A 26,123-nucleotide genomic window follows, 5' to 3' on the forward strand; every position below is an offset into this window, starting at 1 on the left:
GGTCGCAGGGCCACGTCGCAGGGCCGCGGCGCGGGGCCGGCGAGGGGCGCGGCATCGGAGCCACGGCCGGCGCGGACGGGTCCGGGCGCGGATGAGCCCTGCGGCAGCCGGGTGACCGCCACCCGGGTGGCCGGTTCACCCGTGCGGGGGACGTGGATCGGCTGACCTGCGGGTTCACGGCGAGGCGGGGGTGAACGCCCAGGTCGGGCGTTCAGCGCTTTCCGCGGGGGGTCGATGGGAGCGGGGACAGGGGGCCCAGCGACCGCACCGAGGAAGGACCAGTCATGCCGGTGACCGGCAGACGCCCGGACCCCACGACGCCGAGCACCACGACGACGCCGCCCGCCCGCCCCGCCACGGAGCCGCGCCCGCGCGACGAGGACCCGCGTCGTGAGGCCGCACCCGGGACGATCCCCACGCAGCGCACGCGCGCGGCGTCGACCACGGACGCGACCGCGCGCGCGGCGACCGCGGTGCTCGACGTGCCGGCGGCCGCGGCCGCCGTGCCCGACGCCCCGTCTGCGGCGGCTGCGACCGCCGTGCTCGACGCCCCGCCCGCTGCGGCGGTCCCCGTCCTCGACGCCCCGCCCGCTCCGGCGGTCCCCGTCCTCGACGCCCCGCCCGCCGAGGTCCCTGCCGCGCGTGCGCCGTTCGCGCTCGGCGCGCCCGGCCACGCCGCGACCCGGACGCCCCGCCGTGCCCGCCCCCGCACCGGCCGCGGCCGCGGGGTCGCCGTCACCGCGCTCTGCCTCGCCCTGGTCGGCGGGGTCGCCGCCGGCGTGGTCGTGCAGCTGCGCGCCGACGCCCGTGCCACGGCCTGGGCGCACGCCCGGGAGCGCGTGGCGGCCGAGTACGCGGCGCAGCTCGCGGACGAGGCGTTCTTCGCCGACGCCCGCGCCGCGCAGGCGACCGCCCGGTACGACGCGCTCGTGGCGGACGCGGTACGGGACGCGGGCGCCGTCGTGACCGCCGCGCGCACCGCGGCGGACGCGTCCCCGCACGCCGGCGACGCCGCCCTCGCCGCCCTGCGCACCGCGGCCGACGCCGCGCAGCGGGCCGCCGACGGCACCGGCGCCGGCGTGAGCCCGGCCGACCTCGCCGCGGCCACCGCCTCGGTCGCCGCGCCGCAGAAGGCCGCGGTCGACGCCGAGGCCGCCTGGCAGGCCGCGGAGGCCGCCCGGATCGCCGCCGAGCGCGCCGCCGCCGAGCAGGCGGCCGCGGAGGCCGCCCAGCGCGCCGCCGCCCAGCGGTCCGCGTCCCCGCGCTCCACCACCGCCCGGTCGAACCGTGCCGTCGGACCGGCGGCCTCCGGGGGCGGGTCGGCGGCACCCGCCGCGGCCGCCCCGGCCGCCTCCGCCTGGGCGCCGGGCGTCTCGTCGTACGGGGTCGGCGGGCTCGGTGCCGCGCTGAACGCCGCTCGCGCCGCGAACGGGCTGCCGGCGCTCTCGGTCTCGGGCTCGTCGTCGCTGGCGGACCACGCGGCCGCGATGGCCGCGGCCGGCAGCATCTGGCACTCCGGCAGCGACCACATCGTGGGCTGGGTGCAGCCCGCGAGCGACAGCCAGATGATCGCGGCGTACATGAACTCGCCGAGCCACCGCGCCTGGATCCTCAAGGCGGGCAAGTCCTCGGTGTCGATCGGCGCCGTAACGATCAACGGCCGGCTCTACACCGCGATGCGGTTCTCCTGACCGCGGGCGCGCGCTCCAGCAGCGGGGCGCGCGCCCGCCGCTCCGGTCCACTCCGCCGAGTCTCCGTTCCTCGCCTGCGCCCACCCCTGCGCACGCAGGCACGGAACGGAGACTCGGCGAGATGGCGGTGCGGCGCGCCCGGGTCAGCGCAGCGCCTGCGTCAGGCGGTCGAGCGCCAGGTCCAGGTCGTCGGCCTCGACCACGAGCGGCGGCGCCAGCCGGATCGTGGACCCGTGCGTGTCCTTGGCGAGCACGCCCAGGCCGAGCAGCCGCTCGCAGAGCTCCCGCCCGGTCATCCGGGCCGGGTCGACGTCGAGGCCGGCCCACAGGCCGACGCCCCGGCTGCCGACGAGCAGGCCCGTGTCGACCAGCGTCGCCAGCCGCTCGTGCAGGTGCGCACCGAGCGTGCGGGCGCGCTCCTGGAAGGTGCCGGGCCGCAGCAGGTCCACGACCGCGATCCCGACGGCGCAGGCGAGCGGGTTGCCCCCGAAGGTCGACCCGTGGGTGCCGGCCGTCAGCACGCCCAGCACGTCGGGCCGGCCGACGACCGCGGACACGGGGAGCACCCCGCCGCCGAGCGCCTTGCCCAGCGTCACCAGGTCCGCGCGCACGCCCCAGAGCTCGAGCGCGAACGTCGTGCCGGTGCGGCCGAGGCCCGACTGGATCTCGTCCGCGATCAGCAGCACGTCGGCGTCGTCGCAGATCGCCCGCACGGCGGGCCAGTAGTCCGCGGGCGGCACGACGACGCCCTGCTCGCCCTGGATCGGCTCGAGCAGCACGGCGACCGTCGTCTCGTCGACCGCGTCCCGCAGCGCCTCGGCGTCGCCGAACGGCACCACCCGGAAGCCGGGCGTGTGCGGGGCGAAGCCCTCCCGCGCCTCGGGGTCGGTGGAGAACGACACGATCGTCGTCGTGCGGCCGTGGAAGTTGCCGGCGGCCACGACGATCGTCGCGCGCTCGGGCGCCACGCCGCGGACGTCGTAGCCCCACTTCCGGGCGGCCTTGATCGCGGTCTCGACGGCCTCGGCGCCGGTGTTCATCGGCAGCACCATCGGCTGCGGGTCCGGCGCGCCGGCGACGCCCGCCACCACCGGCCGCGCCAGGTCGGACAGCGCCTCGGCGAAGGGGTGCAGCAGGTCGTGGTCGAACGCCCGGGACGACAGCGTCAGCCGGTCGAGCTGAGCCTTGGCGGCCCCGATCAGCGCGGGGTGCCGGTGCCCGAAGTTCAGCGCCGAGTACCCGGCGAGCAGGTCGAGGTACGTCCGGCCCTCGGTGTCCCGGACCCACGCGCCCTCGCCGGTCGTCAGCGTGACGGGCAGCGGGTGGTAGTTCGGCGCGAGCGGGCCGGCGGCGGCGCGCTCGGCGTCCCGGCTGGGGATCGTGGCGGTCATGGCGGTCACCTTCCGGCCGGGGCGGGGCCGGCCGGGGGACCCCGGCCGGCCGAGGGGGTCAGCGCGCGGGACGGATCTCCAGCGTGCAGCACTTGGCCCCGCCGCCGCCCTTGAGCAGCTCGCTGGTGTCGACGGGGATCGGGCGGAAGCCGCGGTCGGTCAGCTGGGCGGCCAGGGCGGTCGCGCCGGGGGCGACGACGACGTTCAGGCCGTCGCTCACCGCGTTGAGGCCGAGACACGCGGCGTCGGCCTCGGAGGCGATGACGGCGTCCGGGAAGCGGCGCTCCAGCTCGGCGCGCGAGGCGTCCGAGAAGGCCGGCGGGTAGTAGGCGACCTGCTCGCGGCCGGCCGTCGAGTCGAGCACGGCCAGCGCGGTGTCCAGGTGGTAGTAGTGCGCGTCGACGAGCTCCAGCGTCACGACCTCGCGGCCGGTGACCTTCGCGAGCTCGTCGTGCGAGGCGCGGTCCGTGCGGAAGCCGGTGCCGGCCAGCAGCACGTCGCCGACGCCGAGGATGTCGCCCTCGCCCTCGTTGACCTGCTCCGCCGTGTGCGTGACGTAGCCGTGGTCGGCGAACCACTTCTCGTACGCCGGGCCCTCGGGCTGCCGCTCGGGGTAGCGGAACTTCGCGGAGTACACGAGGCCGTCGACGATCGTCGCGCCGTTGGCCGCGTAGACCATGTCCGGCAGGCCCGGGATCGGGTCGATCGTCTCGACCGTGTGGCCGAGGGACTCGAAGGTGTCCTTGAGCACCGTCCACTGCTGCACCGCGAGGCCCGCGTCCGTGTACCGCGTCGAGTCCATCCACGGGTTGATCTCGTAGGAGACCGTGTAGAAGGTCGGCTCGCACATCAGGTAGTGGCGGCGGGTCTGCTGCGGGGTCGCGGGCATGGTGCTCCTCGAGGTGTCCGGGGACGGCGTGGTCGGACGTCGGGCCGCCTCGTCGGGGCGCGTCCGGGCAAGCCTACGGTCCGCCCGCGCGCCGCATCATGGCGCGACGTTGCGCAGCCACCACCGGTTCGTTGCGCGATGAGGCCCTTAGGCGGCGGTTCGTTGCGTGCCGCCCTCGGCCTCGCGCACCGCGCGGTCGAGGACGAGCCGCAGCATCGCGTCGAGGAGCAGCGCGCCGAGCCAGCGCGTCGTGCCCGGCGGCAGGCCGCGCAGGTGCACCGACTCGCTCCAGGTGACGCGGGCCGACGAGCCGACGGCCTCGACCTCGATCCGCGCGGTGCCGAGCAGCACCGGGCCGAGCTTCTGGAACACCGCCACGCCGGGCACGGCGCCGAGCGGGCGCTCGTAGCGCTCGATCCGCATCCGGTCGACCAGGCCGGGACCGCCGCGGCGCGCGGTCGGGCCGCTCACCGCGAGGATCTCGTCGCCGACCTCGGGCGCCGTGCGGCCGGGCCAGCGCTCCCAGCCGGGACCCGCGGCCTCGTCGCCCGGTCGCGTCAGGTCGACCCGGGTCAGCGGGACCCACCGGGTGTGGTGCCGGGCGTCGGCGACGAGGTCCCAGGCGCGCTCGGCGTCCAGGGGCAGCACGCGGGACGCGCGCGCCCACGGCGTGCGGTCCCGGTCTCGCGTGATCATCGTCGCCCTCGTCCCCCGTCGGTGCGTCGCGGACGGGGTGGGGCCACTCGCCCCGCGTCGGCCCCGGGCGCGTCCCGACATCGTCCCCTCTGGGATCGTCACCCGTCGCGGTGAACTGCGGTGCCGCGGGTCCGTGCTGGGTGCAGGCACCCAGGCGCGCCCGGGTGAAAGACCCGGGGTAGCCTCGGGGCCGTGCAGACGAGGACGCTGGGCAGGACAGGACGGGACGTCTCGGTCGTGGGGCTGGGCTGCTGGCAGCTCGGCGCCGACTGGGGCGAGGTGGCCGAGGACGACGCGCTGGCCGTGCTGGCCGCCGCGGCCGACGCGGGGGTGACGTTCTTCGACACCGCCGACGTCTACGGCGACGGCCGCAGCGAGACGCTCATCGGGCGGTTCCTGCGCCAGCGCCCCGCGGACGCGGCGCCGCCCACGGTCGCCACCAAGATGGGCCGCCGCGCCGACCCGCACGTGGCCGAGGCCTACACGCTCGACGCGTTCCGCGCGTGGACCGACCGCTCCCGGGCGAACCTCGGCGTCGACACCCTCGACCTCGTCCAGCTGCACTGCCCGCCGAGCGTCGTGCTGGACCGCGACGCGACGTACGACGCGCTGGACACCCTGGTCGACGAGGGCCGGGTCGCCGCGTACGGCGTGTCCGTCGAGACCGTCGACGAGGCGCTGGCCGCGATCGCCCGCCCGCACGTCGCGACGATCCAGATCATCCTCAACGCGTTCCGCCGCAAGCCGCTCGAGCGCGTGCTGCCCGCGGCCGCCGAGGCCGGCGTCGGGATCATCGCCCGCGTCCCGCTCGCGTCCGGGCTGCTGTCCGGCAAGTACGACGAGCACACCGAGTTCGCCGCGACCGACCACCGGTCGTTCAACCGGCACGGCGAGGCGTTCGACGTCGGCGAGACGTTCTCGGGCGTGCCGTTCGAGGTCGGCGTGGCCGCGGCCCGCGAGGTGGCGGCGCTGACCCCGGCGGGTGCGACGACGGCCCAGCTCGCGCTGCGGTGGATCGTGGACCAGCCGGGCGTCTCGACGGTCATCCCGGGCGCCCGCAACGCCGAGCAGGCTCGGGGCAACGCGGACGCGGCCCGGATCCCGTCTCTGGACGACTGGACCCTGGACCGCTTCCGGGAGATCTACGACGAGCGCATCCGCCCGCACGTCCACGACCGCTGGTGACCCGCAGGCGCTGACGCGCGACGCGCCCTCCCGTGCGCCGAGATGGCAACTCTCGGCTGTCGTGCGACGTGCTCGGGCAGCCGAGAGTTGCCATCTCGGCGAGTCCGACGCCCGGCGGCGGGGAACCCCCTCGGCGCGGGGGTCAGCGGTGCGGGAGCTCGCGGCGGGGGTGCTCGATCACGCGCGGGGCGCCCTCCGTGGCCTCGACCACCAGGACGCTGTCGCTCCAGCGGTCCGGCGGCGGGCCGAACGCCTTGCGCGCGCCCTGGATGACCGTGCGTCCCAGGGCCCGGCCGCCGGTGATGCCGATGACCGCGCCGACGCCGAACGGCACCATGCGGCCCAGCGCCAGGCCGCCCTGCCGCGCGAGCTGCTTGCGGAACAGCTGCCGGGTGAGCCGGGCGTTGACCCGCCGGATCGTGCCGGTCGGCATCCGGGTGAGCAGCGCCCGCGCGACGTTGAGCCCGCGCAGGCCGGTCAGCTCGCCGACGTCGGTGACCGCCTTGGCCCCGGACTCGCCGAGGATCGTGGCGAGCAGCAGCGCGCGGCGGCGCTCGGCGTCCTCGACGTCGATGCCGTGCACGCTCGCGACGGCCAGCGAGAACGCCGCGGACGCGCCGAAGAACGTCGCGACGTCGCCGATCGTCAGCGCCATGGCGACGCCGGTGCCGACCGCGGGCGCCGCCGCGGCCGCGCCGACCGCGCCGCCGGTGCCCTGGACGACCAGCAGGTACTCGCGCTCCAGGAGGCCGATGATCTCCGCGGGCGTGCCCTCGGGGTTGCGGCGCCGGACGGAGTCGACGTGGGCGTGGATCGTGGCGGACGGGATCGTCACGGCGCGGTCCAGGGCCGCGTCGACGATCGGGGTCCGGCGCAGCGCCATCACTCGCCCGTGATCTCGAGGTCGACGGTCGCCCCGGCCTTGAGCGTGTTGCCGACGGTGCAGTGCTGCTCGACGGCGCGGTGCACCACGCGCAGCAGCCGCTCCTTGGTGGCTTCGTCGAGGCCGGACAGGTCGACGACCATCCGCTCGTGCAGCTCGGGGTACCGGTCCTCGGGCTTGTAGTTGTCGCCGCTGACCTCGACGGTGACCTCGACGTCGTCGCCGAGCCGGTGGCTCAGCGCGGTGTCGGCGGACATGCCGGAGCAGCCGGCCAGCGCGATCTTCAGCAGCTCGCCCGGGGTGAAGACGGCGCCGGCCTCGGCCGGGCCCATCAGGACCTCGGCGCCGCGCTCGTTGCGCCCGGTGTAGGTGCGGGTGCCGGTGCGCTCGACCCAGAGCCGGGACGGCTGGACGGCGGCGGGGGAGGCAGGGGGGACGGGCACGTCGGTCTCCGGCGCGAGCCCGGTGTTCGGGGACTCCATGGGCCGATCCTGTCACGCGGCCCGTCGGTCGGCAGCGGGGATCAGCCGTGGGCGGACGGGGCGGCGGTCGCTCGCCCGGACGGGTGGTTCGCCGGACGACGTCGCCCGCCCGGCGGGCGCACCGCGGGCGGCGCTCACTAGGCTGGCCGACGTCGTGCCGGGTCCAGCGGCGGGTCCGGCCGGGGCGAGCGGGGGCCGCATGAGCGTGGACGAGGACCGGGACGTGGCGCCGACGGCGGGCGCGCCCGCCGACCCGGAGGTGCGGCAGATCCTCGACCGCGTGCGCGAGCACCTGGGCATGGACATCGCGTTCCTCTCCGGCCTGACGACGTCGGCCGAGGTCGTCCTCGCCACCAGCACCGAGACCGGGCCGATGCAGATGGCGGTCGGCGACGAGCGCGACCTGGACGACACCTACTGCGTGCGCGTGCTGTCCGGGCTGCTGCCGCCGGTGCTGCCGGACGCGCGCCGGCACCCCGTCGCCCGCGAGCTCGCGGCGACCGCGGAGCTGGGCATCGGCGCGTACCTCGGCGCCCCGCTCCGCGGCCCGGACGGCGAGCCGGTGGGGATGCTCTGCTGCCTGGCCCGGGGCGCGAACCCGCTGCTCGACGAGGACGCCCTGCGGGTGCTCGGCCTGGCGGCGGCGCTCGTCGAGGACCGGATGGGCGCGTTCGGGCTGCCGCACCGGCCCGCGGTGTCCGACCGGGTGCGCTGGATCCGGTCCGTGCTCGCGGAGCGCGCCGTCCGGACGGTGTTCCAGCCGGTCGTGCACCTGGGCACCGGCGAGGTGGTCGCCGTCGAGGCGCTGTCCCGGTTCGAACCCGAGCGGTTCCCGACCCCGGTGCACGCGTTCGCCGCCGCGGCGGCCGCCGGGGAGGCCGTCGAGCTGGAGCTGCTGGCCGCGAAGTGCGCGCTCGCCCGGCTCGGCGACCTGCCCCCGGGCGTGCGGATGTCGATCAACCTGTCGGCGGAGGCGCTCGCGGACCCGCGGACCACCGACCTGCTGCTCGCGCACGGTCCCGCGGTCGCGGTGGAGGTCACCGAGCACACGCCGGTGCACGACTACGAGGCGCTGACCTCGGTGACCAACCGGCTGCGCGCCGCGGGCCACCAGGTCGCGGTCGACGACGCCGGCGCCGGGTTCGCGAGCCTGCGGCACGTGCTGCAGCTCCGGCCGACCGCCATCAAGCTCGACCTCGCGCTCGTGCGCGGCTGCGACCTCGACCCGGTACGGCGCGCGCTCATCCGGGCCGTCGCGGAGTTCGCGCGCGGCATCGACTCCTGGCTGGTCGCCGAGGGCGTGGAGACCGAGCACGAGCGCGCGACGCTGCGCGAGCTCGGGGTCGACTACGGGCAGGGGTACCTGCTCGGGCGGCCGGCGCCGCTGGCGGACGCGCTGCGCGGGGTCCCGCGCGGCTGAGCGCCGGGGTCCGGCGGTGCCGGGCGGACTCCGCGGTACCGGGTGGGCCCGCCTCCGCCGTGGGGTGGAGACGGTACAGCCCGACGGCCGATCCGTCCGCCGCGGCCGCGACCCTACGCTCGACGACATGCCCGTCGACCCCGCGCCCGACCCCGCGCCCGGCCCCGCTCTGGCGCCTCCTCGTCTCGGACCCTGGTCCCGGACCTGGCGCTACCTGGTGGCCGTGGGTGCCGGCCTCGTGATCTGGGTGTTCGTCGCCTCCGACGTCACCGGGTCCCCGGTCGCCGACGAGGGCCTCGTCGGCGCGATGGTGCTGCTCGACCTCCTGCTCGGGGTGGTCGCCGTCGGGCTGCTCCCGCTGCGGCGCCGGCACCCGCTGCTGACCGCGGTCCTGATCGCGGCGCTCACCTCGCTGTCGTCGTTCGCGGTCGGGGCCGGCATGCTCGCGCTGGTCTCGCTCGCCACCCGCCGGCGGTGGCGCGAGGTCGCAGTCGCCGGGGCGGTCTGGGCGCTGGCCACCGTGGCGTACGAGCTCACCTACCAGGGCACCTCGGCGTCCGAAGACCTGGGGGTGCCGCTGCTGCTGCTCGCGATCGGCCTGAGCCTGCTGTTCCTCGGCCTGCTCGTCGCCACCGGGTTCTACATCGGCGCCCGCCGGGAGCTGCTGCAGACGCTGCGGCTGCGCGCCGAGGCCGCCGAGCGCGCCCAGGAGTCGCGGGCCGCCGAGGCGCGCCAGGCCGAGCGCACCCGGATCGCCCGGGAGATGCACGACGTCCTGGCGCACCGGATCTCGCTGGTCGCGATGCAGGCCGGCGGCCTCGCGTACCGGGAGGACCTGACCCGCGCGCAGATCACCGCCTCCGCCGAGACGATCCGCGACAGCGCGCACCGGGCGCTCGGCGAGCTCCGCGAGGTGCTCGGCGTGCTCCGCGCCGACGACGAGACCGTGGTCCCGACCGAGCACGAGGCACCGCAGCCGACGCTCGCCGAGCTCCCGGCGCTGCTCGCCGACGCCGACGAGGCCGGGACGCCCGCGCGCCTCGACGTGTCCGGGCTGCCCGCCGGCGACCGGTCGGCGCTCGCGGCCCTGCCCGAGACCGCGTCCCGCACCGCGTTCCGGGTGCTGCAGGAGGCGCTGACGAACGCCCGCAAGCACGCGCCGGGTCAGGAGGTCCGGGTGCGGCTGGCGGGGGCGCCGGGGGAGCGGCTGCTCGTCGAGGCGCGGAACGCCGTGCCCGTCGGCGTGGCGGCCGGGGCCGCGGCCCCCGGGGCGGGGCTGGGGCTCATCGGCGCCGCCGAGCGCGCCGAGCTGCTCGGCGGGTCGCTGGAGCACGGGATCGAGCAGGACGGGCGGTTCGCCGTGAGAGTGTGGCTGCCGTGGCCGAGCTGACCCCGACCCCCGCCGACGTCGTGCGCGTGGTGGTCGTCGACGACGACGCCCTGGTCCGCGCCAGCCTGCGGATGATCCTCGGCGGCGACCCGCGCCTCGAGGTGGTCGCCGAGTGCGGCGACGGCGCCGAGGCCGTCACCGTCGTGCAGCGGCTGCGCCCCGACGTCGTGCTGATGGACGTCCGCATGCCGCGGGTGGACGGGCTGACCGCCCTGCGCTCGCTGGCCGCGGCCGGGTCGACCGCCCGGGTCATCGTGCTGACGACCTTCGACGCCGACGAGCTCGTCCTGCGCGCCCTGCGCGAGGGCGCCGCCGGGTTCCTGCTGAAGGACACCCCGCCGGCGCAGCTCGTCGACGGGATCCACCGGGTCGCGGCGGGGGAGCCCATTCTGTCGCCGACCGTCACCGCCCAGCTCATCGCGTCGGTCGCGAAACCCGAGGACGCCGAGCGGCGCGCGGACGCGCTGCGGGCGCTGGAGGTGCTGACCCCGCGCGAGCGGGACGTGGCGGTCGCGGTGGCCGAGGGGCTGTCGAACCAGGAGATCGCCGAGCGCCTGTTCCTCGGCCTCGCGACGGTCAAGACGCACGTGGCGCACCTGTTCGCGAAGCTCGGCGTGGCGAACCGGGTGCAGATCGCGCGCCTGGTCCACGACGCCGGCCTGGGCTGACCGCGCGGGCGCGCGTCGCCCGCGCCCGCACCGTGTCCGCGCCTACGCGCCCTGGCCGCGCCTGCGCCGCGCCCGGGCCAGCCGCGCCCAGCCCGTCGAGTGCACATCAGACACGTCGAGTGCCTATCCCCTGGATAGGCACTCGACGTGTCGCGTAGGCACTCGCGGGTCGACCGGCCGGAGCGAGGCCGGACGAGGGCGGGCCGGGTGGCGCGTCAGACGCCGATGCCGGCGCGGAGGGCCAGCGCGCGGTCGACCGCGGCCTCGCGGTCGGCGAGCGCCCGCGCCGTCGAGCGCGCACGGGCCGCGGCGCGCGGGTCGGCGGCTGCCGGGGCGGCCACCGCGCGGGCGATCGCGGCGGCGGCCCGGCGGCGGCGCACCGAGAGGTACGGCAGGCGGAGCGGCACCGCGCGGGTGCCGTAGCTGACGTCGAAGGTCACCGTGGTCATGGCTCAGTCCTCCTGCTGCGGTGCGGTCGGGGTGGCCTCGGCGTGGGGCTCGACGGCCATGTCGGGGTTGATCGCGGTGAACAGCCGCATCAGGCGGGCGCCACCGGGTCGGATCGCGGGGTCGACGGTCCGCCCGTCGAACCGCTTCATCAGCGCGTACATGCCCTCGATCAGCTCCGCCGTCTCCTCCGGGGTGGCCCAGAACGCGGACGTGGTCAGCTGGGTCAGCGGGATGAGCCCGGGGTCGACGGCGCCGTCGTGGTCGACGTGCCGCAGGTGGTCGATGTAGCGCTCGGCCTCGCGGCGGACCGAGATCTCGCCGAGCTCCAGCACCGCGCGCCGCGAGGCCGGGTCCAGCGGGTCGGGCGTGATGTTGCGCTCGCGGGCGACGACTCGCCAGGGGCGCTCGCGGCCGCGGGGCTCGGCGGGCTCGATGTACCCGGCCTTCGCGAGGGTCCGCAGGTGGAACGAGCAGTTGGCGACGGTCTGGCCGAGGTGCGCGGCGCACTCCGTCGCGGTGGCCTCGCCGACGTCGTCGAGGAACGACAGCAGGTCCATCCGCACCGGGTGGGCGAGGGCCCGGACCCGGGTCGGGTCGGTGACCCGCAGGGTGGCGGGCCGCTCGGCCGTGTCCGGGGCGGTGCCGGCCTCGGCGGCGTCGTGCTCGGCGGTGCTCATGGCAGCAACCGTAGACGCACAACAGGTCTTGCGCAAGAGATGTTGCGCAAGACCTGTTGTGCGTGAGTGGTCCACCCAGGCTCGCCCTCGGTGGCATGAGTGCCCGCGCCCACCGTGCAGCGTGGAACGACGCCGCGGCAGGCCGCGCCAAGTCGCTCTTGACATCGATGGCGGGACGGTTCGATGCTACTAAAACGCTTTAGTCCCCTGACCGTGATGCAACGACGCACACCGAAAGAGGTTCCTGATGAGGCGCACGATCGGCCTGGCCCTGGCGGCCGGGTTCCTGCTCTCCTCCTGCGCGCTGTCCGGCACGACGACCGAGACGCGCGACCCCGTCGACGCCGAGGGCGAGGTCACCGGCGAGGTCTCGCTGCAGACCTGGGCGCTCAAGCCCCGGTTCACCGAGTACGTCGAGGGGGTGATCGCCGCCTTCGAGGAGGAGTACCCCGGCACGTCGGTGACCTGGCTCGACCAGCCCGGCGAGGGCTACTCCGAGAAGGTGCTGTCCCAGGCGACGGCCGGCGAGCTCCCCGACGTCACCAACCTCCCGCCGGACATGGCGCTGCCGCTGGCGCGCGAGGGGGTGCTGCTCGACCTCGGCCAGGTGGAGGACGACCTGGCGGCGACGTACGTCGAGGGCGGCCTCGGCGCGTACGCGTTCGCGGGGCTCGACGGCACGTACGGCTACCCCTGGTACCTGACGACCGACCTGAACTACTGGAACGCCGACATGATGGCGGCCGGCGGGCTCGACGCCGCCGACCCGCCGACCAGCTTCGACGAGCTGGTCGAGCAGGCCCGGACGCTCAAGGACGCCACCGGCGCGTACCTGATGAGCCGCAAGCCCGGCATGAACGACCTGGTGTCGAACGGCATCCCGGTGCTGTCCGACGACGGCGAGGAGTTCGTGTTCAACAGCCCCGAGGCGGTCGCCCTGGTGGAGCGGTACGCCGAGGCCTACGCCGACGGGCTCATGCCCCAGGACGTGCTGACCGACGCCTACCTCGGCACCAGCGAGCTGTTCACCAAGGGCGAGGCCGCGTGGTCGACGGGCGGCGGGAACTTCATCGCCGGCGTCCTCGAGAACAACCCGTCGCTGGAGGGGACGATCGTGCCGTCGCCGTACATGGGGATCACCCCGATGTACGTGCAGGGCGTCTCGGTGCCCGCCGCGTCGAAGAACCTGCCCGCCGCGCTGGCGCTCGCGCGCTTCCTCACGAACGCCGAGAACCAGGAGGCGTTCGCCGAGCTGGTGTCGGGCATCTTCCCGTCCACGGTCGCGTCGCAGGACAACCCGTCGTTCTCCGAGAGCGACGGCACGGCCGAGGGCGACGCCAAGGTGATCGCGTTCACCGGCCTGCCGGACGCCGAGGTGCTCCAGCCGGTCGAGGTCACCGAGGCCATGTCCACGTACTTCGACCAGCAGGTCGCGGCGGCGATCGCCGGGCAGATCACGGCGCAGCAGGCCCTCGACGCCGCGGTCGCCAAGTGCAACCAGCTGCTGGCCGACTGACCGGTCCGCCATGACCACCGCACCCGAGGCGACCGCCGCCTCGGTCCCCGCGCCCGCCGGCCCTCGCGGCCGGCGGGTCCGGGCGACCGGGGCGACCCGCACCCACGCGTGGTTCGCGCCGTGGCTGCTCTGCCTGCCCGCCGTCGTGTTCCTGCTGGCGTTCAACCTCTGGCCGTCGATCAACGGCGTCATGCTCGCGTTCACCAACGTGAAGCCGCTCAGCGGCGGCGAGTTCGTCGGGTTCGCCAACTTCAGCCGGATGATCGGCGACGACCAGCTGACGACGGCGCTGCTCAACTCGATCGTCTACATGCTCGTCTGCGTGCCGTTCCTGCTGCTGGTGCCGCTGGCGTTGGCGCTGCTGGTCGAGAAGAAGATCCCCGGCATCTCGTTCTTCCGGACCGCCTTCTACACCCCGGTGGTGGCCTCGGCGGTCGTGGTCGCCCTCATGTGGGGCTGGATGCTCGACGACCGCGGCGTGATCAACGGGATGGCCAAGCAGCTCGGCATCATCACCGAGTCGATCCCGTTCCTCACGGACCGCTGGCTGATCCTGTTCAGCGCCATCAGCCTCACCATCTGGAAGGGGCTGGGCTACTACATGATCATCTACCTGTCCGCCCTGGGCGGGGTCGGCCGCGAGCTGCACGAGGCCGCCGCGGTGGACGGCGCGTCCGCCTGGCGCCGGTTCTGGAGCGTGACGGTCCCGGGCGTCCGGAACACCATGCTGCTGGTCTCCGTGCTCATCACGGTCTCGGCCCTGCGGGTGTTCTCCGAGCTGTTCATCCTCACCAACGGGACCGGCGGCATCGGCGGGGCGAACGTCTCCGTCGTCATGCTCATCCAGATGTACGCCCGCGGGTTCAACGGGAACCTCGGCTACGCCTCGGCGCTGTCGATCCTGCTGTTCCTCATCACCCTCGGGCCGCTGCTGCTCATCGCCCGCATCAACCGGAAGGCCGGGTGAGGGCGATGGCCGCACCGACCGTCAGCGCGCCCGCGCCGCGGGTCGCCACGCGCACGCCCGCGCCCCGCCGGCGCCGCGGCCGCGGGTTCTCCAGCATCGGCCGGCGCGAGCTGGTCGTCCGCTACCTGCTGCTCCTGCTCGTCCTCGTCATCACGGTGGGGCCGTTCCTGTGGCAGCTCTCGACGTCGCTCAAGGGCCCGGGCGAGGACATCTACACCGCCACCCCGGTGCTGATCCCGCAGGAGCCGACGCTCGGCAACTACGTCAAGGCGGCGCAGACCGTCCCGATCCTCGGCTTCATGCGGAACTCGCTCGTGGTCGCGGGAATCGTCGTCCTGGGCAACGCGATCGGCACCACGATGGCCGGCTACGCCCTGGCCCGGCTGCAGTTCCGCGGCCGCAAGCTGCTGCTCGGCGCGATGCTCGCGACGATGCTGCTGCCCGGCGAGGCGACGATCGTGGCGCAGTACCTGACGATCCGGCAGATCGGCCTGGCCGACTCCCTGCTGGGGGTGGCCCTGCCGGGCGCCGTCGGGATGCTCAACGTGCTGCTGATGCGGACCGCGTTCCTCGCGATCCCGAAGGAGCTGGACGAGGCCGCCATCGTCGACGGCGCGAACGTCTGGCAGCGGTTCTGGCGGATCGGCCTGCCGAACGCCAAGGGCATGCTCGCCGTCGTCACGATCTTCGCGTTCATCGGCGCCTGGGACGACTTCCTGTGGCCGCTGATCGTCCTCACCACGCCGGACAAGTTCACGCTCACCGTGGGCCTGCAGTACCTGTCCGGCACGTTCTCCGCCAACCCCCGCGTGATCGCCGCCGGGACCATGATCGCGTTCATCCCGATCGTGATCTTCTTCGCGGTCCTGCAGCGGTACTTCTTCCGTGGGGTCGACCAGGGCGCCATCAAGGGCTGACGCGCGCCGCCCCCACCCACCTCCGCGATCCCGCACGCCCGCTCCACCCCGGAAGGACCACCCCAGTGCACGACGACCGCACCCTCGTCGAGGGGCGCCTCGAGCGCGTCCTCGCCCACCGCCTCCGCCCCGCCGTCTTCCGCACGGTCGGCACCCTCGACGTCGAGGCCTGGCACGTCGCCGGCGGGCAGGGGGAGCCGGTCGACCCGGCGCACGCCCTTCCGGGCCCGCGGCGCGGGGCCGACGTCGACTACCGCCCGTTCCGCGTCGGCGACCCGTGGGGGCCGGCGTGGGGCACCACCTGGTTCCACCTGACCGGCACCGTGCCCGCGGAGGCGGCCGGTCGGCGGGTCGAGCTCGTGGTCGACCTCGGGTGGGAGGACCACTCGCCGGGCTTCCAGGCCGAGGGCCTGGTCTACCGCCCGGACGGGTCGGTGGTGAAGGGGCTCAACCCCCGCAACGTCTGGGTGCCGGTCGACGGGGACGCGGTCGACCTCTACGTCGAGGCCGCGGCGAACCCGCTGATCCTCGGGTACGACCCGTTCCGGCCGACGACGCTGGGGGAGAAGGCGACCGCCGGCGACGCCCCGCTCTACCGGCTGGCGCGGGCCGACGTGTGCGTGGTCGAGCAGGACGTCTGGGAGCTGGTGCAGGACCTGGAGGTTCTGGACCAGCTGGCGCGGGAGCTCGCGGTCGGCGACCCGCGGCGGCACGAGGTGCTGCGCGCGCTGGAGCGGTCGCTCGACGCGCTGGACCTCGCGGACGTCGCGGGCACCGCCGCCGCGGCGCGCGCGGAGCTGGTGGAGGTGGCGTGCCGCCCGGCCGCCGCGTCCGCGCACCGGATCTCGGCCGTCGGGCACGCGCACATCGACTCCGCCTGGCTCTGGCCGGTGCGGGAGACGGTCCGCAAGGTGGCGCGCACCGCGTCGAACGTCGTCAACCTGCTGGACGAGGACCCGGACCTGGTGTTCGCGATGTCCTCGGCGCAGCAGTTCGCGTGGATCGAGGAGCACCGGCCCGAGGTGTTCGCGCGGGTCCGGGAGCACGTCGAGGGCGGCCGGTTCGTCCCGGTGGGCGGCATGTGGGTCGAGTCCGACACGAACATGCCGGGCTCCGAGGCGCTGGCGCGGCAGCTCGTGCACGGCAAGCGGTACTTCCTGGACACCTTCGGCATCGAGACCCGCGAGGTGTGGCTGCCGGACTCGTTCGGCTACTCGCCCGCGCTGCCCCAGCTCATCCACCTGTCGGGGTCCCGGTGGTTCCTCACCCAGAAGATCTCCTGGAACCAGGTCAACCCGTTCCCGCACCACACGTTCCGCTGGGAGGGGATCGACGGCAGCCGGGTGTTCACGCACTTCCCGCCGATCGACACCTACGCCGCCGAGCTGTCCGGCAGCCAGCTCGCGCACGCGTCGCGGAACTTCCGGGACAAGGGCCGGGCCACCCGGTCGCTCGCCCCGTTCGGCTGGGGCGACGGCGGCGGCGGTCCCACGCGCGAGATGCTGGCCCGCGCCCGGCGCACCGCCGACCTCGAGGGGTCGCCCCGGGTCGCCGTCGAGACGCCGACCGCGTTCTTCGAGGCCGCCGAGGCGGAGTACCCGGACGCCCCCGTCTGGGTCGGCGAGCTGTACCTGGAGCTGCACCGCGGCACGTTCACGTCGCAGGTCGCGACCAAGCAGGGCAACCGCCGGGGCGAGCGCCTGCTGTTCGAGGCCGAGCTGTGGTCCGCCACCGCCGCGGCCCGCGGGCTGGTCGACTACCCGTACGACGAGCTGGACGCGATCTGGAAGCAGCACCTGCTGCTGCAGTTCCACGACATCCTGCCGGGCACCTCGATCGGGTGGGTGCACCGCGAGGCGGCCGAGCAGTACGCGGCGATGCGGGACCGGCTGACGGTGCTGGTGGACCGGGCGACCGGCGCGCTCGCGGCCGCGGCGGGGGTGGGCGGCGCGCTCGCGTTCAACGCCGCGCCGCACGACCGCGCCGGCGTGCCGGCCCTCGGGGCGGGGCGTGCTGCCGAGGAGGGCTCCGTCGCGGTGGCGACCGCGCCCGGCGGCGGCACCGTGCTCGACAACGGGCTGCTGCGGGTCGAGGTCGACGCCGACGGCCTGGTCGCGGGCCTGCGGGACCTGGTCGCGGACCGCGAGGTGCTGCCGCCCGGCGCCCGGGCCAACCTGCTCCAGGTGCACCCGGACTTCCCGGTGATGTGGGACGCGTGGGACGTCGACCGGTACTACCGGAACGTCGTCGAGGACCTGACGTCGGCCGACGCGGTGGAGGTGCTCGACGGGCCGGACGCGGCGACGGTGCGGGTGCACCGGTCGTTCGGCACCTCGACCGTCGTGCAGGACGTCACCCTGCGGCCGGGCGCGCGGCGGCTCGACCTGCGCACCGAGGTCGACTGGCAGGAGCGGGAGCGGCTGCTGAAGGTCGCCGTGCCGCTGGACGTGCACGCGCTCGACGCGGCGTTCGAGACCCAGTTCGGCCACCACCGCCGCGCGGTGCACGAGAACACGTCGTGGGACGCGATGCGGTTCGAGGTGGTCGCGCACCGGTTCGTGCACGTCGCGGAGCCGGGGTACGGCGTCGCGGTCGTCAACCGCGACAGCTACGGCCACGACGTGCGGCGCGACGCCCGGGACGGGGGTGGCACGACCACGACGGTCCGGCTGTCGCTCGTGCGCGGGCCGCAGTTTCCGCAGCCGGACACCGACCGGGGCCGGCACGAGTTCGCGTACGCGATCGCGCCGGGCGCCGAGGTCCGGGACGCGGTGCGCGAGGGGTGGGGGCTGAGCGTGCCGCTGCGCCCGGTGCCGGGCGCGGCCTCCGACGAGGCGGGGGTCGAGCGTGTGGTCGCGCCGCTGGCGCGCGTCGCGGAGGGGACCGCCGTCCTGTCCGCGGTGAAGCTGGCCGACGACCGCTCCGGCGACGTCGTCGTCCGGCTCTACGAGGCCGAGGGACGCCGCGGGGTCGCCCGGCTGGCGCTCCCCGCCGGCGTGGTCCGGGAGTGCGACCTGCTGGAGCGGCCGCTCGACTTGCCGGCGGCGCTTCAGGGACGGGACGGGACGGAGGGGCCGGTCGCCCTCGCGCTCCGGCCGTTCCAGGTCGTCACGCTGCGGGTGGCGGCCGAGTGACCGCGGCCGGCACCGGCGGCGCGGGCCTGCGGTTCGGCGCGAACTACACGCCGAGCCGCGGCTGGTTCCACTCCTGGCACGACCTCGACCTGGACGACGTGCGGCGGGACCTGGACTCGATCGCCGCGCTGGGCCTGGACCACGTCCGGGTGCTCCCGCTGTGGGAGGTCCTCCAGCCGAACCGGACGATGATCCGGGAGCGGGCGGTCGCCGACGTGGTCGCGGTCGTCGACGCGGCCGCCGCCGCGGGCCTCGACGCGAGCGTGGACGTGCTGCAGGGCCACCTGTCGTCGTACGACTTCCTGCCGGCCTGGCTGCTCTCCTGGCACCGGCGCGGCCTGTTCACCGACCCGGACGTGGTCGACGCGCAGGAGCGGCTGGTCCGGGCGCTCGGCGGCGCGCTGGCCGGGCACCCGGCGTTCCTCGGGCTGACCGTCGGGAACGAGACGAACCAGTTCGCCAAGCGCCGGCACCCCGATCCGCAGCCGCTCGACCCGGCGACCGCCGAGGCGTGGCTCGGCCGGCTGCTCGCCGCCGCCGCGGGCTCCGCGCCCGGCCGGATGCACGCGCACTCGTTCGACGACGACGTGTGGTTCGTCGACGACAGCGCGGTCACGCCCGCGCACGCCGTCGGGATCGGCGACGTCACCACCGTGCACTCCTGGGTGTTCACGGGCGTCGCCGCGCACTTCCCGCCGGAGCACCCGGCGCACGACTGGTTCGCCCGGTACCTCCTGGAGCTCGCCGCCGCCTGGGGCCCGCCCGGCCGACCGACCTGGCTCCAGGAGGTCGGCGCGCCCGAGCCGCACCTGGGGCCGGACCGGGTCGCCGGGTTCGCCGAGGAGACGCTGCGCCGCGCCGCGGAGCACGACATGCTGTGGGGCGTGACGTGGTGGTGCTCGCACGACGTGGACCGGTCGCTCGCCGACTTCCCCGAGCTGGAGTACACCCTGGGCCTGCTCGACGCCGAGCGCCGGGTGAAGCCGCTCGGGCGGGCGGTCGCCGAGACCGTCGCGGGGCTGCGGGAGTCCGGGGTGTCGGCCGCCGCCCGGGCCCCCGGGGCGCGCGAGGTGCTGACGGTGCTGAGCGCGGACGGCCTCGTGCGCCGCTCGGACACCGCGCCGGGGTCGCCGTTCTTCGCGGCGTGGCTGGAGCGCGCGGTCGCCGGGGCGCCGCCGCGGATCGCGGTGCCCGAGGGGGCCGTCGCGGTGGTCGAGGGCGGGCCGGCGTGACGGCGCGGGCCGGGCGGGTGCCAGACCGTGCCCCGGCGCCAGACCGGTCGCACGACGCCGCGCCGCCGTGCGGCGAGTCCGGGCACGGGTACGCGCTGGCGCGGGTAGACGCGGGGACGGGCTTCGCCGCCGGGGACCCGCTGCCGCCCAAGGACGCGGCCAGCGGCGCCGGGCCGGACGGCGGCCTGCACGTCGAGGTCGGCGCGGGCCCGGCGCACGTCCCCGCGGGCAGGCCCGGCGTCGGCCTCACGGGGACCCGGGCGCTCCGGATCACCGTCGACGACGGCGGGACCGCCGGGGCGCCGCGCCGCCGGGTGCTGCTCGACGGGCTCGACGTGGAGGTCGAGGCCGGCACCGAGCTGCGCTGGGCGGTCTGCCCCGTGCTCGACGCCGACCTCTCCTACCGGTCGACCGCGGTCGCCGTCGCCGCGCAGCTGGACGACGGGACCTGGTCCGACGCGCACCCGCTCACGGACCAGCACGGCGCTCCCGTGTCGGCGGACGGTCAGGCGAGCGCCCGGATCCTGCTGCCCGACCACTGGAACCTGGTTCGCGTCGCGCTTGGCGCCCTCGCGGGGCGGCGGGTCCGGGCGCTCGCGGTGACCGTGGCCGGTGCTGGCCCGGTCGAGGCCTGGCTCGACCACGTCGCGCTGGGTGTCCGGGACGAGCCGGTGCGGCGTGGCCTCGTCGGCGAGGTGGACACCCGGCGCGGCTCGCACGCCAGCGGCGCCTTCTCGCGGGGCAACACCTTCCCGGCGACCTCGGTCCCGAACGGCTTCGTGTCCTGGACCCCGCTGACCGACGGCGCCACCGACCGGTGGCTGTACTCCTGGGCCGGGCACAACGGCCCCGACAACCGGCCGCGCCTGCACGGCGTCGCGGTGTCGCACCAGCCGAGCCCCTGGATGGGCGACCGGAACCAGGTCGCGTTCCACCCGGTGGCCGGCGACCGGGAGCCGGATGCGTCGCTCGCCGCCCGGGCGGCGGCCTTCGACCACGACGACGAGCTGGCCCGCCCGCACCACTACGGCGTCGCCCTGGACGGCGGGTTGCGGGCGGACGTGACGCCGACCGACCACGGCGGCGTCCTGCGGTTCGCCTTCCCGCCCGGGTCGACCACGGGGCACGTGGTGGTCGACGCGGTGAGCACGGAGGGCGCCGGACCGGACGGGCCGCTCGACCTGGCGGTCGACCCGGACGGCGTCCTCACCGGCTGGGTCGAGACCGGCAGCGGGCTGTCCGTGGGCCGCAGCCGGATGTACGTCGTCGGCCGGTTCGCGCGCGCCCCGCGGGCCGTGCGTCCCGCCGCGGGCGACCGGCCGCACGCGCGCGCGGCGACGTTCGACCTCGGCGACGACCCCGTGGTGGAGCTCCGCGTCACCACGTCGTTCATCGGCCTCGACCAGGCCTGGCACACGTTCGGGCTCGAGCTGGCCGACCGGACGTTCGCCGAGGTCGAGGAGGAGGCGCGGGCGGCGTGGGAGCAGCGGCTCGCCGTGCTGGAGGTCGAGGGCGCGACGGAGGCGCAGCGCGCGACGCTGTACGGCGGCCTGTACCGGCTGAACCTGTACCCGTCGTCGCAGTGGGAGGACGCGGGCCGACCCGGCGCGCCTGAGCCGTGGCACGCGTCGCCGGTCGCCGCGCCTGCCGGGCCGTCGACCGCCGAGCGCACCGGCGCCGCCGTCCTGCCCGGCCGGGTGTACGTCGACCACGGCTTCTGGGACACGTACCGCACCTGCTGGCCGGCGTACGCGCTGCTGCACCCGGAGATCGCCGCCGAGCTGGCCGACGGGTTCGTGCAGCAGCACCGCGAGGGCGGCTGGGTCGCCCGCTGGTCGTCCCCGGGGTACGCGGACCTGATGACCGGCACCTCCTCGGACGTCGCGTTCGCCGACCTGCACGCGCGCGGCGTCGGCCTGCGCGACCCGCTCGGCACCTACGACGCCGGGCTGCGGAACGCCACCGCGCTGCCCGCCGGCCCCGGGGTCGGCCGCAAGGGCCAGGCGCACGCGCTGGTGCACGGGTACGTGCCGGCCGACGTCGAGGAGAGCGTCTCCTGGCACCTGGAGGGCTGCGTGAACGACGCGGCGCTCGCGGGCATGGCGCGCCGCCTCGCCGAGGACCCGGGCACGCCACCCGCGCGTCGCCGGGCGCTCGCCGACGAGGCGGCGTACCTCGCGCAGCGCGGCGGCGGCTACGTCCACCTGCTCGACCCGGCGACCGGGTTCTTCCGGGCGCGGGACCGGTCCGGGGCCTTCGCCGACCCGGCCGGCTTCGACCCGCGGGACTGGGGCGGCGACTACACCGAGTCCGACGCGTGGAACTTCGCCTTCCACGCCCCGCACGACCCGGCCGGCCTCGCGGCGGCGCACGGCGGCCCCGACGGGCTCGCCACGGTGCTCGACCGGTTCTTCGCGACCCCCGAGCGTGCCGACCGCCCCGGGGGCTACGGGCAGGTGATCCACGAGATGGTGGAGGCGCGCGACGTCCGGCTGGGGCAGCTCGGGCAGAGCAACCAGGTCTCGCACCACATCCCGTACGTGTGGCTCGCCGCGGGTCGGCCCGACCGGACCCAGGAGGTGGTGCGGGAGGTCCTCGACCGGCTGTGGACCGGCAGCGAGATCGGGCAGGGCTACCACGGCGACGAGGACAACGGGGAGATGTCCGCCTGGTACCTGCTGTCCGCGCTCGGGCTGTACCCGCTGCAGGCCGGCACCGACCGGTGGGCGATCGGGACGCCCCTGTTCCGCCGGGCCGTCGTGCACCACCCGTCGGGCGACCTCGTGGTCGAGGCGCCGGACGCCGGGCGGGAGGCGCCGTACGTGCACGGCCTGACGGTCGGGGGCCGTCCGGTGACGGAGCCGTGGGTCGCGCACGGCGACCTGCTCGGCGGGACGACCCTGCGGTTCACGACCGGCCCGGAGCCGTCGCGCTGGGGCGCGGGGTGGCCCGGCGTCACCCGGGTGCCCACACCGTGGCGCGACGCGACGGCGCCGGCCGACGGCGGCGGACCGTGGCGCGGTGCGGGTGGGGCGGTGCCCGGGCTGAGCGACGACGACCTCGGGTCGGCGGTCGACCTCGCCGCGGTGCTGGACGGGAAGGGCGCGCTGACCTGGTCGCCGGGGACGGTGCCCCCGAGTCCCGCGGCCGAGGCGTCCGGGTTCCGCGCCGCCGAGAGCGGCGCGCCACTGGTCGCCTACACCCTGACGTCGGCACCGGACGGCGCGACCGCGCCGACGGCGTGGCGGCTCGAGGCCCGCGAGGCGGCGTCCGGCACGTGGCGCGTGCTCGACGAGCGCACCGGGGAGGAGTTCCCGTGGCCGGGCCAGCTCCGCCCGTTCGTGCTGGACACCCCGGCTCCGCTCGGCGAGGTCCGCCTCGTCCTCGTCGGGCCACCGGGCCACCTCGCCCAGCTGGAGCTCCTGGTGGCCCCGCACCCCTGACCCGACCGGGCCTGGCGGCCGCGGCGGGTCCGCCGCCGCAGACGCGGGCGCCGAGATCGGTGCCTTCGCTCGAGATCGGTGCGTGCATCCACCGATCTCGGCGAGAACCACCGATCTCGGCGAGGTCCGGCGAGATCCGCGGGGTCCGGCGGTCAGGCGGTTTCGGGGCGGCGGGCGCGGCGCAGGAGCGTCGTCCCCGCGGCGACCAGCGCGGCGGCGACGGCGAGCCACGCACCCGCCGGGATGCCCGTGCGTGCGAGTCGACCGGCGGGGTCGGCGCCCGAGGCGGCGGGGCCGGCGCCGGGCGCGACGCGGGCACCCGGCGCCTCGCCGCCCGGGTCGAGCACGCCGTCACCGGGGCCCGGAGCGCCGTCGCCCGGGTCGGGGTCCGGCGCCGGGGCGGCAGACACGGTGTACGCGGCCCGCGCCGTGCCCCCCGCTCCGGTCGCGGTCACCGTGTACGCGCCCGGCACGGCGTCGGCCGGGACCACGAACCCGAGCCGGAACGCCCCCTCCGGGTCGGCGGTCGCCGTCGCGAGGTCCGTCGCCGTGCCGTCCGCCGCCGCGCCGTCGGCCGCCGCACCGCCCACCGCCGCGCCGCCCACCGCCGGCCCGGCCACGGTGAGCGCGACCTCCTCGCCGGGCACGAACCCCCGCCCCAGCACGGTCTGCGCCCCACCGGGCGCGACGGTCCCGTGCTCGACGGCGATCGCCCCGGGCTCGACCGTCGCCGGCGCGCGGAGCACGTCGCGCACGTGCGAGAACCACGTCTCGCGTCCGCCGCCGTCGCGCCCGAGGGAGTTGAAGTACTCCCAGCCGAACACCCCGCCCAGCGTCGGGTGCTCCGTGACCAGCTCGGTGAGCACCGCGTCGAGCACCTCGGGCTCGACCCAGCCGCCGCAGTTGCCGGGGTTCGTCACCGTCCCGGCGACCACGCGGTCCGCGGTGAAGCCGTTGGCGAGGATCGCCTCGAACGCGGCGGTCGTCCGCAGGTCGCCCCAGCCGCAGTAGAACTGCGTGTTGTACCAGTCGATCTCGTGCCCGACCGCGGCCTCGAGCTCCGCGTAGGAGAACCCGCCGGAGAAGCTGGTCCGGCCGGCGAGGTCGGCCGCGACGGGCGTGAGCGTGATCGCGAAGTCGGGGCCGAAGTCGCCGCGCAGTGTCTCGACGAGGTGGATGGTGTCCGCCAGCGGGAAGGGCTCCTCGATGTCGAGGTCCACGCCGTCGAGGTCGTGCTCGACGAGGAAGTCCCGGAGCAGCGGGTAGAACCGGTCGAAGTCCTCGGCGAGGTTCCGGTAGGTGCCCGGGGCGGCGCCGCCGACGAACGCGTGCACCGCGACCCCCGCGTCCTGCATCGCGGCCAGGTCGGCCCACATGGGCGCGAGCTCGGGGTGGTCCGCGGTGATGTCGTTGACGTGCAGGGAGCCGTCGTCGTTGAGGTGGATCGCGCCGAGGTTGACGTCCGTGACGGCGCCGGTCAGCGGGGTGGGGTCGACGTAGCGCCGGCCGTCCGCCTCGGTCTCGTAGATGGTCTGGTAGTAGGCGATCACGCGGGGGGTGCGCGGCTCGCCCGGCGGTGCGGCGGCGGCGGGGCCGGCCGGCAGCAGGGCGGCGGACGCGACGAGCGCGAGGGCAGCGGGGGCTCGGCGGAGCAGGGCTCGGATCGGGCGCACGTCGACTCCTTCGTCGGTGGTCCTGGGGGAGCAGCGCCCAGGGCGGATGCCCTAAAGCGCTTTAGCGACGCTAGCGAGGGCCGTCCCGCAGCACAAGAGTCCGATGGGTCGCGCTCAGCGGGGTGCCGCGGTGCTCGCCCGCGGCGTGAGCACCGGGCCGGGCGCGACCACCACCGGCGGGACCTCCCGGCCGGCGACGACGTCCAGCAGCGTGTCGGCGACCAGCATCCCGAGCGCGTGGGTGTCCCGGGTCAGCGCCGTGAGCGCCGGGTGCACGAGGCGGGCCAGCTCGGAGTCGTCGAACGACACGACCGACAGGTCGTCCGGCACCCGCACCCCGAGTGTCGACGCGACGCCGAGGCCGGCCAGCGCGGCGACGTCGGAGTCGTACACGATCGCCGTCGGCGGCTCGGGGCGGTCCAGCAGCAGCCGGGTCGCCGCCGCGCTGGCGCGCTCCGAGTAGTCGGTGTCCTCGTGGTCGACCATGATGCCGAGCCGACGCGAGGCGTCGTGCAGGGCGGCGACCCGCCGGACCGAGTGCTCGTACGCCGGGATCCCGCCGACGTGCCCGATCCGCCGGTGGCCGAGGCCGGCCAGGTGCTCGGCGATCTGCGCCATCGCCGCGTAGTCGTCGACCCACACCGCGGGGAGCGGCCCGGGCTCGCCGGTGCCGCCGAGCACGACGGCCGGGACCCCGAGGCCGCGGACCGCCTCGGGCCGGGGGTCGCCCCGCTCCAGGTCCACCAGCACCAGGCCGTCGACCCGCTGCTCCGCGGCCCACCGGTGGTACACCTCGAGCTCCGCCGCGACGTCCTCGACCACGAGCTGGTGCAGCGCGACCACGTGCGTCGACAGCCGGGCCTGCAGGCCCGAGGTGAGCTGGGCGAAGAACGGCTCGATGCCGAGCGTGCGCGCGGGCCGGGCGACGACGAGGCCGACGGTGTCGGACCGCATCCCGGTCAGCGCGCGGGCCGCGATGCTCGGGCGCCAGTTCAGCTCGGCGACGGCGTCGAGGATGCGCTGCCGGGTCTCGTCGCTGAGGCCGGGGCGGTCGTTCAGGGCGAACGACACCGCGGTGGGGGAGACCCCGGCGTGCCGGGCGATGTCGGCGATCGTCGTCCGGGCGGGCCGGGTGCTCGGGCGCCGCGTCCTGGCCATCGGTGGTCCTCCCGCCGCAGTGGTGCTGTCTGCGGACTCTAGGGGGCGGCCGGCAGGACCGTCACGCCCGTCCGCGGCGCGACCGGGCGAGGCCGCGGGCGCCGACCGCGGCGGCACCGGTGAGCAGCAGGCCCGCGGCGACGGCGAGCGCCGGGCCGGCCTCGGACCCGGTGCGCGGGAGGGTCCGGGCCGGGCTCGCGACCGACGGGGCCGTGACGGCCGCACCCGCGGGCGGGACGGCGGCGGGCACGCCGGGCACGA

21 protein-coding genes are annotated in these 26,123 nt (G+C 76.1%); 11 read left to right on the forward strand and 10 right to left on the reverse strand.

What is annotated here, in order from left to right; translation table 11 throughout:
* Window positions 1-290 precede the first annotated feature (290 nt).
* A complete protein-coding gene (locus J5O08_RS13580) occupies window positions 291-1,691 on the forward strand; it encodes a hypothetical protein (RefSeq protein WP_218707416.1) in 1,401 nt (466 codons plus the stop codon).
* Window positions 1,692-1,834: 143 nt separating this feature from the next.
* Here the strand turns inward: J5O08_RS13580 and rocD are convergent, their stop codons facing one another.
* The 3 genes from rocD to J5O08_RS13595 all read right to left on the reverse strand — a co-directional run bounded on the left by rocD (window position 1,835) and on the right by J5O08_RS13595 (window position 4,667).
* Complete coding sequence (gene rocD / locus J5O08_RS13585; RefSeq protein WP_218707417.1) at window positions 1,835-3,082, reverse strand: ornithine--oxo-acid transaminase; 1,248 nt, start codon at window positions 3,080-3,082, stop codon at window positions 1,835-1,837.
* Between the two features lie 58 nt (window positions 3,083-3,140).
* On the reverse strand, window positions 3,141-3,971 hold the full coding sequence (gene ddaH / locus J5O08_RS13590) for a dimethylargininase (RefSeq protein WP_218707418.1): 831 nt from the start codon (window positions 3,969-3,971) through the stop codon (window positions 3,141-3,143).
* 147 nt (window positions 3,972-4,118) lie between these two features.
* The gene (locus J5O08_RS13595) at window positions 4,119-4,667 is read right to left on the reverse strand and encodes a hypothetical protein (RefSeq protein ID WP_218707419.1); all 549 of its coding nucleotides are present in this window, start codon (window positions 4,665-4,667) and stop codon (window positions 4,119-4,121) included.
* Window positions 4,668-4,859: 192 nt separating this feature from the next.
* Between J5O08_RS13595 and J5O08_RS13600 the strand changes: the two genes are divergently transcribed.
* Window positions 4,860-5,852 (forward strand): aldo/keto reductase, encoded by a 993-nt coding sequence (locus J5O08_RS13600; protein WP_218707420.1) that lies wholly within the window; start codon window positions 4,860-4,862, stop codon window positions 5,850-5,852.
* Window positions 5,853-5,994: 142 nt separating this feature from the next.
* Here the strand turns inward: J5O08_RS13600 and J5O08_RS13605 are convergent, their stop codons facing one another.
* Together J5O08_RS13605 and J5O08_RS13610 are read right to left on the reverse strand one after the other, a co-directional pair.
* Entirely contained in the window at window positions 5,995-6,735 is a 741-nt protein-coding gene (locus J5O08_RS13605; RefSeq protein WP_218707422.1) for a hypothetical protein, read from the reverse strand.
* Complete coding sequence (locus J5O08_RS13610; RefSeq protein WP_218707424.1) at window positions 6,735-7,217, reverse strand: OsmC family protein; 483 nt, start codon at window positions 7,215-7,217, stop codon at window positions 6,735-6,737. Before J5O08_RS13610 ends, J5O08_RS13605 begins: the two co-directional genes overlap by 1 nt.
* Before the next feature lie 199 nt (window positions 7,218-7,416).
* Between J5O08_RS13610 and J5O08_RS13615 the strand changes: the two genes are divergently transcribed.
* The 3 genes from J5O08_RS13615 to J5O08_RS13625 all read left to right on the forward strand — a co-directional run bounded on the left by J5O08_RS13615 (window position 7,417) and on the right by J5O08_RS13625 (window position 10,695).
* A complete protein-coding gene (locus J5O08_RS13615) occupies window positions 7,417-8,637 on the forward strand; it encodes an EAL domain-containing protein (RefSeq protein ID WP_218707426.1) in 1,221 nt (406 codons plus the stop codon).
* Window positions 8,638-8,764: 127 nt separating this feature from the next.
* On the forward strand, window positions 8,765-10,027 hold the full coding sequence (locus tag J5O08_RS13620) for a sensor histidine kinase (protein WP_218707427.1): 1,263 nt from the start codon (window positions 8,765-8,767) through the stop codon (window positions 10,025-10,027).
* Window positions 10,015-10,695, forward strand: coding sequence for a response regulator transcription factor (locus J5O08_RS13625; RefSeq protein WP_308281612.1), 681 nt, complete (start codon window positions 10,015-10,017; stop codon window positions 10,693-10,695). The genes J5O08_RS13620 and J5O08_RS13625 overlap by 13 nt, the downstream gene beginning before the upstream one ends.
* A gap of 215 nt (window positions 10,696-10,910) precedes the next feature.
* Here the strand turns inward: J5O08_RS13625 and J5O08_RS13630 are convergent, their stop codons facing one another.
* Both J5O08_RS13630 and J5O08_RS13635 read right to left on the reverse strand, forming a co-directional pair.
* Window positions 10,911-11,144, reverse strand: a complete 234-nt coding sequence (locus J5O08_RS13630) for a hypothetical protein (RefSeq protein WP_218707428.1) — start codon at window positions 11,142-11,144, stop codon at window positions 10,911-10,913.
* 3 nt (window positions 11,145-11,147) lie between these two features.
* Window positions 11,148-11,822 carry a helix-turn-helix transcriptional regulator gene (locus tag J5O08_RS13635; protein WP_218707429.1) on the reverse strand — a complete coding sequence of 225 codons (675 nt, stop codon included), beginning with the start codon at window positions 11,820-11,822 and terminating at the stop codon, window positions 11,148-11,150.
* Between the two features lie 247 nt (window positions 11,823-12,069).
* On the opposite strand from J5O08_RS13635, the gene J5O08_RS13640 reads away from it, so the two are divergent.
* The 6 genes from J5O08_RS13640 (at window position 12,070) to J5O08_RS13665 (ending at window position 23,031) form a co-directional block, all read left to right on the forward strand.
* Entirely contained in the window at window positions 12,070-13,338 is a 1,269-nt protein-coding gene (locus J5O08_RS13640; protein WP_218707430.1) for an ABC transporter substrate-binding protein, read from the forward strand.
* A 10-nt stretch (window positions 13,339-13,348) separates the two neighbouring features.
* The gene (locus tag J5O08_RS13645; protein ID WP_147795591.1) at window positions 13,349-14,305 is read left to right on the forward strand and encodes a carbohydrate ABC transporter permease; all 957 of its coding nucleotides are present in this window, start codon (window positions 13,349-13,351) and stop codon (window positions 14,303-14,305) included.
* Window positions 14,306-14,310: 5 nt separating this feature from the next.
* Window positions 14,311-15,222, forward strand: coding sequence for a carbohydrate ABC transporter permease (locus tag J5O08_RS13650; RefSeq protein WP_218707431.1), 912 nt, complete (start codon window positions 14,311-14,313; stop codon window positions 15,220-15,222).
* A gap of 65 nt (window positions 15,223-15,287) precedes the next feature.
* Window positions 15,288-18,356: a glycoside hydrolase family 38 C-terminal domain-containing protein gene (locus J5O08_RS13655; RefSeq protein WP_218707432.1), complete on the forward strand. Its 3,069-nt coding sequence runs from the start codon at window positions 15,288-15,290 to the stop codon at window positions 18,354-18,356.
* Complete coding sequence (locus J5O08_RS13660; protein WP_218707433.1) at window positions 18,353-19,588, forward strand: glycosyl hydrolase; 1,236 nt, start codon at window positions 18,353-18,355, stop codon at window positions 19,586-19,588. The genes J5O08_RS13655 and J5O08_RS13660 overlap by 4 nt, the downstream gene beginning before the upstream one ends.
* On the forward strand, window positions 19,585-23,031 hold the full coding sequence (locus tag J5O08_RS13665; RefSeq protein WP_308281613.1) for a GH92 family glycosyl hydrolase: 3,447 nt from the start codon (window positions 19,585-19,587) through the stop codon (window positions 23,029-23,031). Before J5O08_RS13660 ends, J5O08_RS13665 begins: the two co-directional genes overlap by 4 nt.
* A 152-nt stretch (window positions 23,032-23,183) precedes the next feature.
* Here the strand turns inward: J5O08_RS13665 and J5O08_RS13670 are convergent, their stop codons facing one another.
* The 3 genes from J5O08_RS13670 to J5O08_RS13680 all read right to left on the reverse strand — a co-directional run.
* Window positions 23,184-24,704: a glycosyl hydrolase family 18 protein gene (locus J5O08_RS13670; RefSeq protein WP_218707434.1), complete on the reverse strand. Its 1,521-nt coding sequence runs from the start codon at window positions 24,702-24,704 to the stop codon at window positions 23,184-23,186.
* Between the two features lie 114 nt (window positions 24,705-24,818).
* Window positions 24,819-25,862 carry a LacI family DNA-binding transcriptional regulator gene (locus J5O08_RS13675; protein ID WP_218707435.1) on the reverse strand — a complete coding sequence of 348 codons (1,044 nt, stop codon included), beginning with the start codon at window positions 25,860-25,862 and terminating at the stop codon, window positions 24,819-24,821.
* 61 nt (window positions 25,863-25,923) lie between these two features.
* A partial coding sequence (locus tag J5O08_RS13680; RefSeq protein ID WP_218707436.1) for an LPXTG cell wall anchor domain-containing protein occupies window positions 25,924-26,123 on the reverse strand: 200 nt, incomplete at its 5' end.

Source organism: Cellulomonas sp. PS-H5, assembly GCF_019265565.1.
Taxonomy (GTDB): Bacteria; Actinomycetota; Actinomycetes; order Actinomycetales; family Cellulomonadaceae; genus Cellulomonas.